13 protein-coding genes, 1 tRNA gene and 3 pseudogenes are annotated in these 15,060 nt (G+C 68.9%); 6 read left to right on the top strand and 11 right to left on the bottom strand.

What is annotated here, in order from left to right:
• Positions 1–936: 936 nt before the first annotated feature.
• Positions 937–2,076 (bottom strand): PucR family transcriptional regulator, encoded by a 1,140-nt coding sequence (locus ACIQ8B_RS16235; protein ID WP_403547421.1) that lies wholly within the window; start codon positions 2,074–2,076, stop codon positions 937–939.
• A gap of 87 nt (positions 2,077–2,163) precedes the next feature.
• On the opposite strand from ACIQ8B_RS16235, the gene ACIQ8B_RS16240 reads away from it, so the two are divergent.
• The 3 genes and pseudogenes from ACIQ8B_RS16240 to ACIQ8B_RS16250 form a co-directional block, all read left to right on the top strand.
• A complete protein-coding gene (locus tag ACIQ8B_RS16240; protein ID WP_290006449.1) occupies positions 2,164–3,219 on the top strand; it encodes a ferredoxin reductase in 1,056 nt (351 codons plus the stop codon).
• A 7-nt stretch (positions 3,220–3,226) separates the two neighbouring features.
• Positions 3,227–4,345 (top strand): fatty acid desaturase family protein, encoded by a 1,119-nt coding sequence (locus tag ACIQ8B_RS16245; protein ID WP_403547423.1) that lies wholly within the window; start codon positions 3,227–3,229, stop codon positions 4,343–4,345.
• Positions 4,346–4,813: 468 nt separating this feature from the next.
• Positions 4,814–4,978 (top strand): annotated as a pseudogene (locus ACIQ8B_RS16250) (succinyl-CoA--3-ketoacid-CoA transferase); the annotation flags it as partial.
• 188 nt (positions 4,979–5,166) lie between these two features.
• Here the strand turns inward: ACIQ8B_RS16250 and ACIQ8B_RS16255 are convergent.
• Both ACIQ8B_RS16255 and ACIQ8B_RS16260 read right to left on the bottom strand, forming a co-directional pair.
• Positions 5,167–5,240, bottom strand: a tRNA-Met gene (locus tag ACIQ8B_RS16255).
• A gap of 893 nt (positions 5,241–6,133) precedes the next feature.
• Positions 6,134–6,217, bottom strand: a pseudogene (locus ACIQ8B_RS16260) (hemolysin III family protein); the annotation flags it as partial.
• A gap of 2 nt (positions 6,218–6,219) precedes the next feature.
• Here ACIQ8B_RS16260 and ACIQ8B_RS16265 point away from each other — a divergent pair.
• Positions 6,220–6,732 (top strand): hypothetical protein, encoded by a 513-nt coding sequence (locus ACIQ8B_RS16265; protein WP_403547425.1) that lies wholly within the window; start codon positions 6,220–6,222, stop codon positions 6,730–6,732.
• A 255-nt stretch (positions 6,733–6,987) separates the two neighbouring features.
• Here the strand turns inward: ACIQ8B_RS16265 and ACIQ8B_RS16270 are convergent, their stop codons facing one another.
• The 4 genes and pseudogenes from ACIQ8B_RS16270 to ACIQ8B_RS16285 form a co-directional block, all read right to left on the bottom strand.
• A complete protein-coding gene (locus ACIQ8B_RS16270) occupies positions 6,988–7,191 on the bottom strand; it encodes a cold-shock protein (protein ID WP_030052720.1) in 204 nt (67 codons plus the stop codon).
• Positions 7,192–7,660: 469 nt separating this feature from the next.
• Positions 7,661–8,365, bottom strand: a pseudogene (locus tag ACIQ8B_RS16275) (SDR family NAD(P)-dependent oxidoreductase); the annotation flags it as partial.
• On the bottom strand, positions 8,302–8,967 hold the full coding sequence (locus tag ACIQ8B_RS16280) for a putative quinol monooxygenase (RefSeq protein ID WP_403547427.1): 666 nt from the start codon (positions 8,965–8,967) through the stop codon (positions 8,302–8,304). The pseudogene ACIQ8B_RS16275 and the gene ACIQ8B_RS16280, both read right to left, overlap by 64 nt.
• Before the next feature lie 66 nt (positions 8,968–9,033).
• Positions 9,034–9,858: an alpha/beta fold hydrolase gene (locus ACIQ8B_RS16285; protein ID WP_403547429.1), complete on the bottom strand. Its 825-nt coding sequence runs from the start codon at positions 9,856–9,858 to the stop codon at positions 9,034–9,036.
• A 564-nt stretch (positions 9,859–10,422) separates the two neighbouring features.
• On the opposite strand from ACIQ8B_RS16285, the gene ACIQ8B_RS16290 reads away from it, so the two are divergent.
• Positions 10,423–10,731, top strand: a complete 309-nt coding sequence (locus ACIQ8B_RS16290; RefSeq protein WP_403547431.1) for a hypothetical protein — start codon at positions 10,423–10,425, stop codon at positions 10,729–10,731.
• Between the two features lie 45 nt (positions 10,732–10,776).
• Here the strand turns inward: ACIQ8B_RS16290 and mihF are convergent, their stop codons facing one another.
• The 3 genes from mihF to ACIQ8B_RS16305 all read right to left on the bottom strand — a co-directional run bounded on the left by mihF (position 10,777) and on the right by ACIQ8B_RS16305 (position 12,977).
• Entirely contained in the window at positions 10,777–11,091 is a 315-nt protein-coding gene (gene mihF, locus ACIQ8B_RS16295) for an integration host factor, actinobacterial type (RefSeq protein ID WP_403547433.1), read from the bottom strand.
• 70 nt (positions 11,092–11,161) lie between these two features.
• The gene (locus ACIQ8B_RS16300) at positions 11,162–12,175 is read right to left on the bottom strand and encodes a recombinase family protein (protein WP_403547435.1); all 1,014 of its coding nucleotides are present in this window, start codon (positions 12,173–12,175) and stop codon (positions 11,162–11,164) included.
• A 331-nt stretch (positions 12,176–12,506) separates the two neighbouring features.
• Positions 12,507–12,977 (bottom strand): nuclear transport factor 2 family protein, encoded by a 471-nt coding sequence (locus tag ACIQ8B_RS16305; RefSeq protein WP_403547437.1) that lies wholly within the window; start codon positions 12,975–12,977, stop codon positions 12,507–12,509.
• A gap of 161 nt (positions 12,978–13,138) precedes the next feature.
• Here ACIQ8B_RS16305 and ACIQ8B_RS16310 point away from each other — a divergent pair, with 161 nt between their 5' ends.
• On the top strand, positions 13,139–13,582 hold the full coding sequence (locus ACIQ8B_RS16310; RefSeq protein WP_184827358.1) for an Rrf2 family transcriptional regulator: 444 nt from the start codon (positions 13,139–13,141) through the stop codon (positions 13,580–13,582).
• Between the two features lie 652 nt (positions 13,583–14,234).
• Here the strand turns inward: ACIQ8B_RS16310 and ACIQ8B_RS16315 are convergent.
• Complete coding sequence (locus tag ACIQ8B_RS16315; RefSeq protein ID WP_403547440.1) at positions 14,235–14,903, bottom strand: DUF4232 domain-containing protein; 669 nt, start codon at positions 14,901–14,903, stop codon at positions 14,235–14,237.
• Between the last annotated feature and the right edge of the window lie 157 nt (positions 14,904–15,060).

Consider the following 15,060-nt stretch of genomic DNA (forward strand, 5'->3'; position numbering starts at 1 on the left):
AGGCCGGCGACAGGATCGTCAAGAGCGGCAGCGGTCCCGGCTTGGAGAAGTGGCCGTCCCGCGTCGCCGCCGCACGCAGGTCCGGAAGGGTTCCGGAGACGAAGGAGCTGTACGGAAACTGGTGCCGCGACGGGTACGAGATCAAGCTCGTCGACATCCCCGCCTGGCGCCTTGCCGTCCTGGACCCCGTCCCCGTGCCCTCGCGGCTCACTCGGCCGCACACCGTGGTGCGGGCCATGCAGAACGAACGCCAGCCGCTGGGCCTGACCAAGCCCGTCCAAGGACGCGTTCTCCGGCTCATCCAGGCACTGATCACCGCCGCCGAGGCCGAAGGGCACACCTGCTCGGCCGGGCAGACCGGCTTCGCACCCCCACCTCATCGCCGCCGCAGGGCAAATCCCCACTTCACCATCACCGCACAGGGCCAGACAGTGGGGTTTGTCGTCCTCCAGGAGCAGGACCGGGCCGAGCACGTCGCCACCGAGAAGGAACTCGCCGACGCCAAGAAGCACTCCTGGGTCAGAATCCCCCGCTTCGACTACACCCCGTCCGAACGCCTCCGCATCATCCTCAGCGGCGGCCAGCCACACCGGGCGAGCGAATGGGCCGACGCTCCCGGCCGCGCCCTCGAACAGCAGCTCGCCGAGATCGCACAGGAGGTCACGCTGCGCGGCGAAGCCGCCGAACGCAGACGCCAGGACGAGCTCGAAGCGACCGGCGTCCTCCTCGGCCAACTCCCGCTCAGTCGCGACCGGGTGTGGCTGGTCGTGCGAGACGCGGACCTGACGGATCGGCAGGTGGGCGACTCGTGGGGGAACGCTCCCTGTCAGCCGACCTGCTGCACCTTGATCGCGTCGTTCACCCGAACCGTCCCGGCTGGGACACCGAGCACGATGCCGGGATCCGCCGGGAGTTCGTGGACGGTCGAAGTACGCGTCAGCTGTCCCGAAGACCGACCGCCAGCGTCAGTTCGAGGACCCGGTGTGGCGATGCGAGATCCGGAAACAGTTCCCGCAGCTGCGACATCCGGTACCGGACGGTCTGGGGATGGACGAACAACGCCGCCGCGACCTCGTCCCGCCTGCCTTGGTGCAGCAGCCACGCCCGCAACGTCTCCTCCAGCCGCCGTGCGGTCGTGACAGGCAAGGTGTGCAACGGTGCGAGGGCTCGGGCACGCAGGTCTGCGTACGCGTCGACGTCGGCGCTCAGCACGAGCTCGGGCAGGTGGTCCTCGGTGTCGCGGATATCAGAGGAGAGGGAGCGCGCGCGTAGGGCTCGTGCGTACGAGGCGGACGCACGAGTCCATGGCCGGGCCGGGCCGACCACTGCGGTGCGGTCGGTCAGCTGCCGCAAGAGATGTGATCGGTCGGCATCGGGGACGAGCAGCACACCGGTGGCGTCCGGCAGATCGTCGAGGACGAGGGTGCTCGGGTCGAGCGCGCGGTAGGCAGGCCGGGCCTGGGCGGCGGGCAGCAGGACCGCCGTCAGCGAGTCCGGGGGCTGCCATCCGGCACGTTGAGCAGAGGCCAGCAGCACGTCCGGGCTCGCGCCGGCGAGGAGGTCGCGGGCCAGGTGTTCCAGGTGGCGCTCGTGGGCCCTGTCCCGGGCGACCAGTTCGTCGGCGTGGCCCGCGGCGCTCGCGGCGGAGAGCTCGTCGATGTAGGCGAAGGTCAGCTCGGCGAACTTGGCGACCTCGGCGGCGGGCAGACCTGCGGACACGGCGCCCGCTGCCAGGCATCGCCAGGCCACGCGGGCGCCGACGCGGTAGGCGCTGAGCAGGGCGTCCATCGAACGGCCGTCGCGCACCTCGCCGCGGCCCAGCTCGTAGGCCGCGTCACCGCCGCCGCCGCCCGTGGCGTTCCCGCTCGCGAGGTCCAGGTAGTGCCCGAGGGCGGTGCGGACGGCTCGGCGGATGGTGCCGCCCATGCTGCCCGAAAGGGCGTTGGCGTAGGGAGGGACCTCGTCGATGATCGCCTGGACGACCTCGTCGGCGGTGGTCTTCAGCGCGGCCCGAAGTGCGGTGACCGTCGTCTCATCCAGGGCCAGTTCGCTGGCCCTCCGGATTGCATGGCTCACGTTTTTGTTCCCTGTGAACAATTCAGCCGACCAGATTCACATCCTGCGGTCAGGACTTTACGCCTCAAGGCGCAGCAAGCTGGAGTCATGAGTAGTGCAGCCCTCCGCAGCAGGGCGTGGAAAATGCTGGAGCTGGTCACGACGCCGCTGCTGCCGTCGGACTACCTCGACCTGGTCAGCCCCCTGCGTGCGGGCGCTGACCTGCGGGGGCGCATCGAGGCCGTGCACCCCGAGACGGATGACGCCGCGACTGTCGTGATCAGGCCGGGACGGGGCTGGCGCGGCCACACGGCCGGTCAGTACGTGCGGATCGGGGTGGACGTCGACGGGGTGCGCCTGTGGCGTGCCTACTCCATCACCTCGCCGACCGACCGCCAGGACGGCCGCATCACGATCACCGTGAAGGCGATCCCGGACGGCAAGGTCAGCAACCACCTGGTCCACAGGGCGAAACCGGGCACACTGATTCAGCTCGACCAGGCGATCGGTGACTTCGTGCTGCCGCAGGCCAAGCCCGCCAAGGTGCTCTATCTGACGGCTGGCAGCGGCATCACACCGGTGATGGGCATGCTGCGTGACACCGAGTTCGACGACGTCGTCATGGTCCACTGCGCGCCACGGCCGCAGGACGTGATCTTCCGCGACGAACTGCACGGCCTGGTCGCGGACAAGAAGCTCCGGCTCACCGAGGTGCACACGGACACCCACGGCATGCTCGACATCGCCCGTCTCGACGAACTCGTGCCCGACTGGACCGAGCGCGAGACCTGGGCTTGCGGGCCCGCGGGTCTGCTCGACGCCGCCGAGAAGCACTGGAGTGAGCACGGCGTCCCAGAGCGCTTGCACATCGAACGCTTCCGCCCCAGCGTCGTCGCCACCGGTGACGGCGGCGAGGTCACGTTCAGTACCACCGGCAAGACCGTCGACGCGGACGGCGCCACCCCGTTGCTGGACGTCGGCGAGGAGGCCGGCGTGCTCATGCCCTCCGGGTGCCGTATGGGCATCTGCTTCGGCTGCGTCACGCCGCTCAAGGCGGGTGCCGTCCGCGACCTGCGCACCGGCGAGATCACCGAGGCCGAGCCGGGCGTCCTCATCCAGACCTGTGTGTCCGCCGCGGCGGGCCCTTGCGACATCGAACGGTAGGAGCACTTTGACCGCCATTGACCCCACCGCCCACCTGACGGCGGAGCAGATCGAGGAGCTCGGCCGCGAGCTGGACGCGATCCGCGACGAGGTGATCGCCGGCCGCGGCGAGAAGGACGCCGCCTACATCCGCAAGGTCATCTCGGCACAGCGCAAGCTCGAGCTGGTCAGCAGGGGCGTGCTGCTGTTCTCGATCTTCCCGCCCGCGTGGCTGCTCGGCACCGCCGGTCTGTCCGTGGCGAAGATCATGGACAACATGGAGATCGGCCACAACATCCTGCACGGCCAGTGGGACTGGATGCGGGACCCGAAGATCCACTCCACCACCTGGGAATGGGATCACGTCTCGCCGGCCGACCAGTGGAAGCACTCGCACAACGAGCTGCACCACACGTACACCAACGTGATCGGCAAGGACAACGACCTCGGCTACGGCATCATGCGCGTCGACGAGGACCAGAAGTGGCACCCGTTCCACCTCGGCCAGCCGCTGTGGAACTTCATCAACGCCTGCTTCTTCGAGTACGGCATCGCAGCTTACGACCTGGAGCTCGGCAAGAACCTGAGCAAGCACCGCCGCAAGAACCCGGAGTTCCGCGCGCGGGCCAAGGCCGTGGGCCGCAAGATCCGCAAGCAGGTGCTCAAGGACTACGTGATCCACCCGCTGCTGTCGGGCCCGTCGTTCCTCCCCACGCTCGCCGCCACGTTCACCGCGAACCTGGTCCGCAACATCTGGTCCCACTCCGTGATCATGTGCGGGCACTTCCCCGAGGGCGTACAGGTCTTCGAGCGCCGGTCGATCAAGGGCGAGACACGCGGCCAGTGGTACCTGCGCCAGATGATGGGCTCGGCGAACATCAGCGGCAGCAAGGCCATGCACTTCATGACCGGCAACCTCTCGCACCAGATCGAGCACCACCTGTTCCCGGACCTGCCGAGCAACCGGTACGCCGAGGTCGCGGTGAAGGTGCGCGCGCTGTTCGAGAAGTACGAGCTGGAGTACGTCACCGGGCCGCTGCCCAAGCAGGTGTTCTCCGCGTGGCGCAAGGTCTTCCGGCTCTCGCTGCCGAACAAGAAGCCCGAGGTCAAGACGCCGGACCGTGAGCAGGAGCTCGTCGCCGCCTGATTGTTGCAAGCGCCTGGCTCACGAACCCGAGGTCAGGCGCCCTTGTCCGCAGGCTCCAGAATCGCCACGCACTTCACGTGATGCGTCATCGGAAACACGTCACAAGGTGTGTGGACGGGAGGAGAATGTGCAGTTCACATGGGGTGCCTTGGGCGCGGGCTGTGAGGCGGCCGGAGCGTCAAATGAGCGTCATGTCTGGCGGATTTTCTCTCCTCGTGGCCGGTACCGGGCTGTCCGCGTTTCTGATGCCCGTGGCCGTCATGTTGCTGCTCGGGCGGCAGGTCAGCTGCTGGAGGTGCTGCGGGATGCCCGGCGCAGCGCTCGCCACCAGGCCGCCCGGGCCGACCCGGTGGGCCGGTGATGAGGCTGGACATCAGGACCGACTCGTCGCCGGGTTTCACCTCGTGCACATCGGCGTCCGCCCCCGGACGCCTGCCCGAGTGTGGCTCATGCGTCGAATATGACGGGGCGAAGGGCGGCCTGCCCTGGCGGTACGCGCCGGACGGTTCGGTCGCCCTCGCCTCCCCGTCGAAGGAGAGCCGCGAGTTCCACGGCCGCCCCCACGTCATGGAGTACGGCATCACCACCGACTTCGCCTTCGTCTGGGCCTGGCGCGGCGACCTGCACGGCAACAAAACAGATTGCCGCCTTGTGTCAGACCCACGATCCCGTGAGCACGGTGGCTGAGGCGGCGTACGGCCTCGGTTCAGCCCAGCGCGTTGACGCCTTCTGCGACCGCGGTGCCCTGTTCGCCGAGAGCCAGGTCCGAACCGGCACACACGCAGTGAAGGCCCGGTGGATACCGGGCCTTCACGTTTGAGTAGCGGGGACAGGATTTGAACCTGCGACCTCTGGGTTATGAGCCCAGCGAGCTACCGAGCTGCTCCACCCCGCGTCGGTACGGTGAACTGTACGGCACCGATCGGAATCGACCCAATCGACTTTCGCATGCGCTCGTCGCGCTGGTCGTCATCCGCCTGTGAACAAACAAGCAGACTCGTCGGACGAGCGAGCACCCCCGGAAGCTCCCCGTCGAGACCGCACACCCACAGTCATGCACATGGCCGCCTGTCCATGCAGGCCGGAGGAGGACGCCATGTCCACTGCGGCGTCCGAGCGTCGGTTCCGCCCAGGGGGACTCGGTGGTGTCCGGAGGAAGGCCGCCGCATCGCCGACGTCTTGCTCGGCAGGATTGATGTCCAGGGTGGTGGTCTCGTCGCCGGTTACCTTCACCGCGCAGGAAGAGGGTGCTGCGGAACCGCCACGACGACTTCGTCGGCGTACGGGAAGGGGGCGACGGTCGCGAAGACGGGTCGGGCGTCGCAGACGGTGACCCGGTACCCGAGTAAGCATGCGGCCTGGCTGAAGTCGACGGCGCCGAAGATTGGCAGCGGGGCGGAGCACATGTACGGGAACGAGGACTGAGAGCTTCTCGGGGCAGCTGTCAGGGTCCCCCTCCGGTATCGATCACGGCGTGCCCGGATTCCCTGAACGTGTGTGTTGCCGCTCATGGTCGAGCACGTCCTGGCCACCGCCATTCCCTCATGTCTTCCGCCTCGAACACGGGGCGCCTACCATCGCAGGTCGACTGAAGACCGCTGTCTCGCCTTCTCTCGCTCCTCTGTCCCTACCCTGCCCCACCAAGCGCCGCATCCCGGAAAACAGCCGACTTGCAGACAGGACTGCGGCGGATTTCAAGCAGGGGGATGCCCAGGGACCGCCCCGCCCGTCCCGGAGCAACACGCGGCAACGTGTGTGACAAGCGGCGCGAGCCCGAACCCGGCGCGGTCAGTAGGTGGCGAGGGAGATGGCGGCGTAGTGCGCGGTGAACACTGCCACGGTCAGGGCATGGAAGACCTCGTGATAGCCGAACCTTGGAACACCAACTGGACCTGGCTCCGCATCTCGAGGCGAGCCAGCTCGATGTGGAGGGCGTCGCCGGCGTCGCAGTGGTCGCAGCCGCCCACTCCGATGGCTATGCGGCCACCGGCCATCTCCTCGGGCTGCTGGCCGCGCTGCCTGCCCCTACCGCGGCAGGAGAGCGCTTCTGGTCGGACCTGTGGAGGTCTTCGGGCACCGCGTACCTGCTGCCCGTCAACATCAAGGATCCGGTGCTGCGTTCGCTGGCAGGAGAGGGAACCGGCCTGGCCCGGCAGATCCTCTCGGCCGTCGATGAGATGCCCCCGCCCCAGCGCTTCGCGGCCGGGGAGGTGATCGGTCAGGCCCTTGTCGAGTCCGACCATCTGCCCGACCTCAAGACACAGGTCATCGGAGAACTGTGGCTTCGAGATCTCGAGCTCACCGCCTGGCGCGTCCTGCACGCAGACCGCAGGCCGGACGATCCGGCTGGGCGGAAAGCCTTCCTCGATGCCTGGACGAGCGTCTGAACGTCGGCTCCTCCGAGCTGCACGGTAGCCGCGCCAGACACGCGACTCCCGTGCCCGACGACGCGTGCAGCGACTGAGGTCAGGAAGGTTCAAGCCGAAGTGGCAGCGGCCCCGGGCCTTCACAGATCAGGGCCGCGCAGCCATTGCTGCGCGGCCCTGATCTGTGAAGGCCCGGCACGAGAGCAGGCGCCTTCGTCCAGGTGGGCGTCGGCCACCGGACGCGGCGCGCACGATCCCGCGAGCAGGTCTGCGAGGTCAGGCCAAGTTGATGTTCTCGGCCTGCGGGCCCTTCTGGCCCTGGGTGACGTCGAAGGTCACGGCCTGGCCCTCCTGGAGCTCTCGGAAACCGGTGGAGTTGATCGCGGAGTAGTGCGCGAAGACATCCGGGCCGCCGCCGTCCTGGGCGATGAAGCCGAAGCCCTTCTCCGCGTTGAACCACTTCACAGTACCCGTTGCCACGTCTATGCCTTCCAGTCGATGAACGCCTACTACTCCGTATGGCAGACGGAGGTGATCGTCCTGGTTCCCGCGGCACAGCACAGCAAAACGCCCACACCAAAGGCGCGGGCAGGGAAATCCCCACCACGACAGCTGACGCAGACGCTACACGCGCACACACCGGGTCACCACAGGAATGATCACGCCACACACGAGATCGTGCGTGCGGTGCCCGCCGACGCTGACGGGCACGGACGCCCCTATAACGCAGGGGTGCGGAAAGCCGGTCTGACCAGGTTGAAGACCTCGCGGGCTGCGTATCGCTTGAGGCATCGGATGATCTCACGGCGGGTCTTGCCCTCCTGGGTGCGGCGTTCGTAGTACTCCTGGGTGCGTGGGTCGTGACGCAGGCAGGTGAAGACGATGCGGTGCAGGCGGCGTTGGCCTGCCGGTCCCCGCCGTGGTTGAGCCGGCGCGTGCTCCGCCGGCCGGAGGAGTACTCGATGGGGCTGACTCCGCAAAGGGCAGCAAAGGATGCCTCGGTGTTGAGCCGCTCGGGGTTGTCTCCCATGCTCATCAGCAGGGTGACGGCGCTGTCCGGACCGATGCCCACCGGTACGAGCAGCTGCGGCGCGTGGTGTTCGACGAGCCGGGTCAGGCGTTGGTTGAGCTCGTTGATCCGCGCGGTGAGCTGTTCGATGCGCTCGGCGAGCATGCGCAGCATCATGTGGGTGGCCTGGGCCACCGCGTCCTCGCCTCCCCCGCCCTCGGATGGGCCGAGGGTCGCGCAGGTGCGGAACAGCTCGGCATTGCCCAAGCCCGACAACCGTTCCCGCAGAGCGGGGTCGGCGACGACCAGGACGGCTTTGAGCTGGTTGATCGCCTGGGTGCGGGCCTTGACCGCGGGGTCCGTCTTCGACGAGCCGTAGGCGGCGAGCGGATACTGCGACTCGACCCGCTCCGGGTCGTGGGTCAGCGTGAACGACCCCAGACCGCTGGTGACGTTGACGACGGACGGGGCAGTTGCCTTACGCAGCAGGGGCAGGAACGCGTGCGTGACGCGCACCAGGCCGAAGACGCCGGTTTCGCGGACGTGGCGGATCTGGTCGGCCGTCATGTCCTCGGGCGTGGTCACTTCGCCGGGGATCCCGGCGTCGTTGACGAGAATGTCCAGGTGGCCCGCCCGAGCGCGCAGCGTCTCGACCGCCGAGCCGGTCGGCGGCCTTGCGTCCGTTCCCGACGTCCCGGGCGCCGGTCCAGACCGTCTGGCCCGCCTGGACGAGTCGGCGCGCGATCTCGTGGCCGAGGCCCCTGTTGCCGCCGGTGATCAATGTGGTGGTCACATCGTGTCTCTCCTGTGCGTGTCGTCGGAGCGGGTGCTCCCGGAAAGCGGTCACCGGGAGCACCCAAGGGACTGGTTCCGCGGCGGTGTGCTCCGTCGGTGCCGACCCCGGCGCCGGCGGGCGCCCTGCTCTCGTGGGCGGGACGGAACGGACGCAGCAGGCGGATGCCGTCCTCGATGGATCCGTCGATCAGTTCGAGCATCTGCGGGACGAGTTCCCGCATCCGGGGCGCGGCGAGGTGTGCGTCGAGGTGGGCGCGGGTCTCCCAGCGTTCGTAGATGACGAACTCGCCGGGTCGGCCCTCGACTTCGTGAGACTCGTAGTCGATGTTGCCGGGGTCGTTGCGCGAGGGGGTGACGGCGGCGGTGATGAACGCCTTGAGGTCGTCCTCCCTGCCCGCCTTCGCCTTCGCGTCCCGGACGACGGTCACGTAGCCGGTGGGTGTCGCGGTCATGGTGATTCCTTCTCTGTTCCGTGTCGTGTTCCGTGCCGACGGGCTGTGTGTCGGTACCGAGCCGGGTCAGCTCTTGATGAAGTCGAGGAGGTCTGCGTTGACGGTGTCGGCGTTGACGGTGCACATGCCGTGCGACAGGCCCGGGTAGACCTTCAGGGTCACGTGCTCGACCAACGTGACCGCCGACCGGGCGGAGTTGGCGATCGGGACGATCTGGTCGTCGTCGCCGTGCAGGAGGAGCGTGGGCACGTCGATCGCCCGGAGGTCGTCGGTGAAGTCCGTCTCCGAGAACGCTCTGATCCCCTCGTGGTGCGCCTGCGCGCTGCCGGCCATTCCCTGGCGCCACCAGTTCTGGATGATGCCCTGGGAGACGTCCGCGCCCGGACGGTTGAACCCGTAGAACGGCCCGGAGGCGATGTCGAGGTAGAACTGGGAGCGGTCGGTGGCCACGCCCTCGCGGAAGCCGTCGAAGACCTCCACCGGCAGCCCTGCCGGGTTGGATCTCGTCTGGACCATGAGCGGCGGGACCGCTGCGACGAGGACGGCCTTGGCGACCCGGCCGGCACCGTGCCTGGCGACGTACCGGGCGACCTCTCCGCCACCGGCGCAGTGGCCGACGTGGACGACGTCGCGCAGGCCGAGGTGCGCCACCACGGCGGCGGCGTCCGCCGCGTAGCGGTCCATGTCGTGTCCGTGGCCGACCTGGGCGGAGCGTCCGTGCCCGCGGCGGTCGTGGGCGACGACGCGGTAGCCCCGCCGGACGAGGAACAGCAGCTGGGCGTCCCAGTCGTCCGAGCTCAGCGGCCAGCCGTGGTGGAACATGACCGGTCGGCCCGAGCCCCAGTCCTTGTAGAAGATCTCGACTCCGTCGCCGGTGGTGACGAACGGCATGGTCCGCTCCTCGTGGTCCCACCCGGGTACCGGGCGGATTCGCTGTCTCCACGAGAATGGCTGGGCCGCCGTGCCGACAGCCTCCGTCAGCTGACTGACATCCGGCCGACGGCTCGCTCACGTCAGTACCGGGGCAGTGCCGAGACCCGGCCGGTGGCTCCCGGTGGACGTTGAGTCCGCTTCTGGTAGCGGCCTCGTCCGGGTTGAGTGAGGAAGCCTCGGCGGGTGAGGTGTCCGAGGCGGCTGCGGGTGATGTCGACGGATGCCTCGTCGGTGGGCATGCCGAGGCGTTCGTGCGGTTCACGGGCTCGGAACTCTTGATCGGGATGCTGGTCGAAGGTGTTCACGATGGCCTGGTGGGTGGTGTTCGCAGGGGCAATGAGCTGATCTTGAAGCCCTGACGGGCAGTCTGAGTGCCCCGGAGGGGCCACAGCCTCGTACGAGGGTGATGCTCTGGCCTTTGCTCCCCTGGGTGGGCACAGTCCCGGTAGCGTGCCGCCGGCTACGCGATGTGAAGGGCGGGGCCGCGGTGGCGAAGCGGCGGCCCGGTACGTGATGCCGGTGATGGCCGATGTCGACTGCGACGACGACGAGGTGACCCGGGTGGTCACGCTCCCGGAGGAGGTCCGCGAGGACCGCGGCGACATGGGGCACTTCCTTATCCACGACGAGAAGTTCGTCCGCCGGAACGGCGACGAGCAGCCCCAGGTGCACGCGTTCTGTGGGGGCGAGCCTCGCCGGGAGCATCCGCGGTTCCGGGCTGGCGGGCCGGTGAACTGGCTGGAGACCTCAGCGGGGGAGGAAGGCTTCGGCCTGACTGAGGCGGACGACCGGTATGCGGAGATCAACCCGTACGAGCTGCGGGAGCGGTAGAAGGACAGCGGAGGGCCCCGGCCGGGAGCCTGGTGTTCGCGGTGGTCAGGCCGCTGGCGTGAAGAGTTCGAGCAGGCGTTCCTTCTGCCGGGCGCCCAGGCCCTGGACGCGGCGGCTCCCGGGGATTTCGAGTTCGTCCAGGAGCTGTGCGTCGCGGACCTTGCCGATGCCGGGCATCGGCTCCAGCAGGCGGCGGACGCAGACCTTGCCGACCACGGTGTCCTCGCGCTCCAGCACCTCCTTCAGCGAGACCTTGCCGTCCTTGAGCTGGGCGAGGATCTCGCCGCGCTCCCTGCGGACAGCGGCGGCTTTCTTCAGCGCTTCGGCGCGGGCCTCGGCGGTCAGTGCGGGCAGAGCCACCGGGGACCTCTTCCCGTACGGCGTTGCGGCGGACATCATCACCCCGCCGTCGGGCCGGTGACCAGCAGGTTTACGGATTCGCCCCTGGCAGGGTGCCGACTTCGCCCTGGGCGGTCCAGGTCTTGAGCACGTGTTCGCGGCCGTCACCGGCTTCGATGAGGCGGATGACCACGCTGTCCTGGCTGCCGTACAGCCCGACCCAGCCGCGGTACGTGCGCAGGGCGGGAGCGTCGTCGGTCCATTCGCCGGTGACGGCCGGGCCGCCCTCTTCGAACTGGAGGACCGCGAGGTACCGGGTGGGCTCCGGCTGGTCCGCCGTACGCGGGGCGGGAACGTCCCTGGCCTTCAGGGCGGCGAAGACGGCGTGCGCGGCCTCGACGGCTTCGGGGTACGCCTCGCGCTCGGCGTGTTCGGCGAGCGCCCGGTGGATGCTGGCGACGGAGGGGTTCCGTCCCTTGCGCTTGCCGGTGGGGATGATCAGGTCGGGCTGGATCTGCTCGACGGACTCGCCGCCCGCGCGGCGGCGGAGCACGGTGTGGAGCATGTCGGCGGTGACGACCGGGGGCCGGCCGCCGTGCCTGCCCTTGCGGGCCGCGGTGTCGAGCCCTTCCAGCGGCGGCTCCGGGATGTTCTCCCGTTCGGTCTCCGCCATCGCCGCGAAGAACGCGAACAGCAGCTTGCCGGGGCCGGTAGGGCCGTAGATGCCGGGCAGGGGCCCGGCGAGCATCTCCAGGACCAGGCCGTGGGCGGTGAGGTGGTCGGCGAGCGCGGTGAGTCCGGCGGCGTCGCGGCCGAGCCGCTTCATCTCGTACACGGTAAGGATGACGCAGCGGTGCGGGGCCTGGGCCTTGACCTCCCGCGCCGTACGAGCGCCTCCTCGAACCGGGCCCTCCGCGGACGCGGGTGCTGATCTTCTCGCTGAAGATCTCGTCCCTCGGGATGCCGTGGCCCGCAAGGCGTCGAGCTGGGAGTCGTCGTCCTGCCCAAGGGCGGAGCAAGGGGCGCGGGTGGTGCCGTCTCCTACGCCGGCCTCCGCGCCGGTTCTCGTGATCGTCACGGACCCATGGCAGGCCGAGCCCTCCACGGTCCGCGCACGCGTGGAACTCGTCCACGGTCAGCGTCGGATGCGCAGGGCTCGGCGGCACGGGGAAGGGCGGTCCGGCCCCGCGTACCTCGATGATCTCCGGGCGGGGTCTCGTCGCAGCCGTGTGTCTCGTGGAGGCGGGCCCGGAGAACGTCACTCGATGTGGGTCGTTGCCCTACCTGCCGGCCAGGGCTGCTGATACTCGATGAGCCGGCCTGCCGGGTCGTGTCGGCGGTTGGGTGCGAACAACAACTTTGTTCAAGAAGCAGCGCCGGGTATGCGGCCCGAAGAAGGGAGTGTCTTGTCGCATACTCGGCGCTGAGCGGCAGAGTTACGCCGTCGTGGCTGCTGTCTCGGTGGCTTCGACTGCGGACTTGAAGTCGGGGTGGACCCCGATTTGATCAAGCCACACGCTCATCGAGTTGTAGCAATTGAACCTTTCGACCTTTCCGTCACGGAGATACCAGAGGTCCGCCGCCGGCACGTCGATCCGGTTCCCGGTCGGCGGGATCTCGCCGACCGGAGTCGGAAACCCTCCGAGATGCGTGCCCTGGATTCGCAACTCGACGGCGACGACATCACCGAACGCATGTACCTCGAGCAGCTCACGGTGCACATCGGGGAACGAGCGGGCGAGGCCCGCGATCACCTGGGGAATCTGCTCTCCACGGAAACTCTGCGAGGTCGACATGTCGTTGAACGACCCGTCCTCGGTGAACAAGGCCAGGAAACCGTCACCGTCGAGAACGTTCCCTTCCGCGAGCCGGTAAGCCTCGCGAATGGTCTTTTCGTTACTTTCCATTCCTGTTCTCCTTCGAATTCGCAACACGCTCACGGTCCGCGCTTGTCCTTGATCGGCCCTTCCCGGCCGTCGTAACGATAATCGTTACATCAGATTGCCGCAACTTCCACTGTTACGACTGCACTGTCGTAACATGGAGCGTTGCGACCGGAGGAGGGATCATGAGCGCCAACAGCAGGCTGACCATTGCCGCCCATGCGCTGGCCTGGATCGGTCTCTACCAGCGCCAGGGCCACGAGGTCGCCACCTCCGAGCAGATCGCAGCCAGCGCGAACACCAACCCCGTGGTGATCAGGCGGCTGCTCGGCGAGCTGCGCAGGGCCGGGCTCGTGGAGTCCCGGCGGGGCGCGGGCGCGGGCTGGTCGCTGGCGCGCGAGCTGGGGTCGATCACCCTGCTCGACGTGTACGAGGCAGTGGAACCCGGCCCGCTGTTCGCGATGCACCGCACCACCCCGGACCAGGGATGCGTGGTGGGTCACGGCATCCAGCCGGCAATGCGGGGCATCTACCAGGACATCGAGGAGACCCTGAGACACGAACTGGCCCGCGTCACGCTCGAGAAGGTACTCAGGGACGTACTCGCGGCACCTCGCCAGCCTCTCTGATCAGCTGGGCGACCCCGTGCGAACCGTAGGGTCCGGCGTGGGTTCTGCCCACCGGGGCGGAGTGACGTGAGCGTGGAGATGGAATCCCGCGCCGAACGCGTTGGATCCGCCGCCGGAACAGACGGCGGGCGCAGGCCGAGCTCACCGCGGACCAGGCCGTGCTCGTCCAGCGGCTCCACGACGACGAGCGGGAGAAGACCGTCCAGCAGATCCCCGACGGATTCGGCGTGCCCCGTTTCACGGTGCACGGGCACCTCGACAAGCCCAGGCCGTCCCCCGCCAGGCCCAGAAGGCTGCGACCGCCCACCCAGCCGGACAGGCCATCAGCTGCCGCACTTCCTCAGGCCCCGGGTTCCTCCGGTGACGTCGGCGGCTCGGCCGGCGTCGGCAATCGAGGGCGAGGGACCCCTTCCTGTTCGCCCTGGACACCGGCGCCTCCACCGGTGTCGTCGACGACGACGCCGTCCTCGAACTCCCCGTCCCCTGACGTCCGGGGCCTGCACCGGCGGCCCCGGAACCCTTCTGGTCCGGAAATCCTGACCGCCTGCTTCGCTCCGCTGCCGAGGTTCGGCTTCCGGCGCGTTTCACCCTTCCACCGCACGACTTGGTCCGGCGGCGTGTCCGGCGGGGCCGTTGCTCGGGCTGATCAAGATCAGGGATGCGAGCCGGGGCGGACCGCAGACACCTCGAAGGTCCCGCCACACACCTGGAAGGCACGAGCCGGCGTGCGCAGCGCCCAGGTGGAACCCGGCGGGTACGCCTGCACCGACGCGGCGGGCCGTCGGCAGGGTTCGTCCGAGATCCCCTTGTTCAGGGTGCGCAGGGCGGCGTACGCGCTCTCCCCCGGCGCCAGGACGACCGCGGGCCGCATGTCCCCCGAGCGCTGTGCCGGAGCACCGATCCGCTCGCCCGAGGCGTCGAGCAGCGTGACGCCGGGGAAGCCTTTGAGGTGGCAGGCCGCTGTGCCCTTGTTGGTGAAGACCAGGGGGACGTGGAGATTGCCCGCGCCCGGCGAGATCCGGCCGAGGGAAAGGGCGAGGCAGTCACGGGTGCAGCGGGGGGCGTCACCGGGTGGGTCCGGTGACACCGACGGCGTGTTGCGGGAGGAGGAGGGTGCGGCCGGACCCGGAGTGGCGTCGGCGGAGGCGGAGGAGGTCACCGTGGTCGCCGTGCCGGTTGATGTGCCCGGTGGGGAGGGCGCCGAGGTGGTGACGCCTTCGCCGCCGCAAGCCGTCAGGGCGGCGAGCGTGACGAGGACGACGGTGCCGAGCGGACCTCGGCGTAACCGGGGGACGCGGCGGGGTGAACCGGACCGCTGCATGAGGAGTCCTCCCTCAAGACCGTGGCGGACACAGGGACGGGCACCGCGTTCCCTTCCGCGGGGGGGCTCACACGCCCCGCCTCCGGCTGGGCGGACATCCCGTCGGCGCATGCGGTGCCGTGCCGGCCTTGAAGCCGTTCTCGGCTTCCGCACCGCT

The organism is Streptomyces sp. NPDC096105, from assembly GCF_044763335.1.
Classification (GTDB): Bacteria; Actinomycetota; Actinomycetes; order Streptomycetales; family Streptomycetaceae; genus Streptomyces.

Coding starts and splice junctions, on each gene's coding strand:
- ACIQ8B_RS16240 (WP_290006449.1), top strand. CDS start 2,164: ATGAGTAGTGCAGCCCTCCGCAGCAGGGCGTGGAAAATGCTGGAGCTG.
- ACIQ8B_RS16280 (WP_403547427.1), bottom strand. CDS start 8,967: ATGACCGCGACACCCACCGGCTACGTGACCGTCGTCCGGGACGCGAAG.
- ACIQ8B_RS16285 (WP_403547429.1), bottom strand. CDS start 9,858: ATGCCGTTCGTCACCACCGGCGACGGAGTCGAGATCTTCTACAAGGAC.
- ACIQ8B_RS16290 (WP_403547431.1), top strand. CDS start 10,423: ATGGCCGATGTCGACTGCGACGACGACGAGGTGACCCGGGTGGTCACG.
- ACIQ8B_RS16305 (WP_403547437.1), bottom strand. CDS start 12,977: ATGGAAAGTAACGAAAAGACCATTCGCGAGGCTTACCGGCTCGCGGAA.
- ACIQ8B_RS16310 (WP_184827358.1), top strand. CDS start 13,139: ATGAGCGCCAACAGCAGGCTGACCATTGCCGCCCATGCGCTGGCCTGG.
- ACIQ8B_RS16315 (WP_403547440.1), bottom strand. CDS start 14,903: ATGCAGCGGTCCGGTTCACCCCGCCGCGTCCCCCGGTTACGCCGAGGT.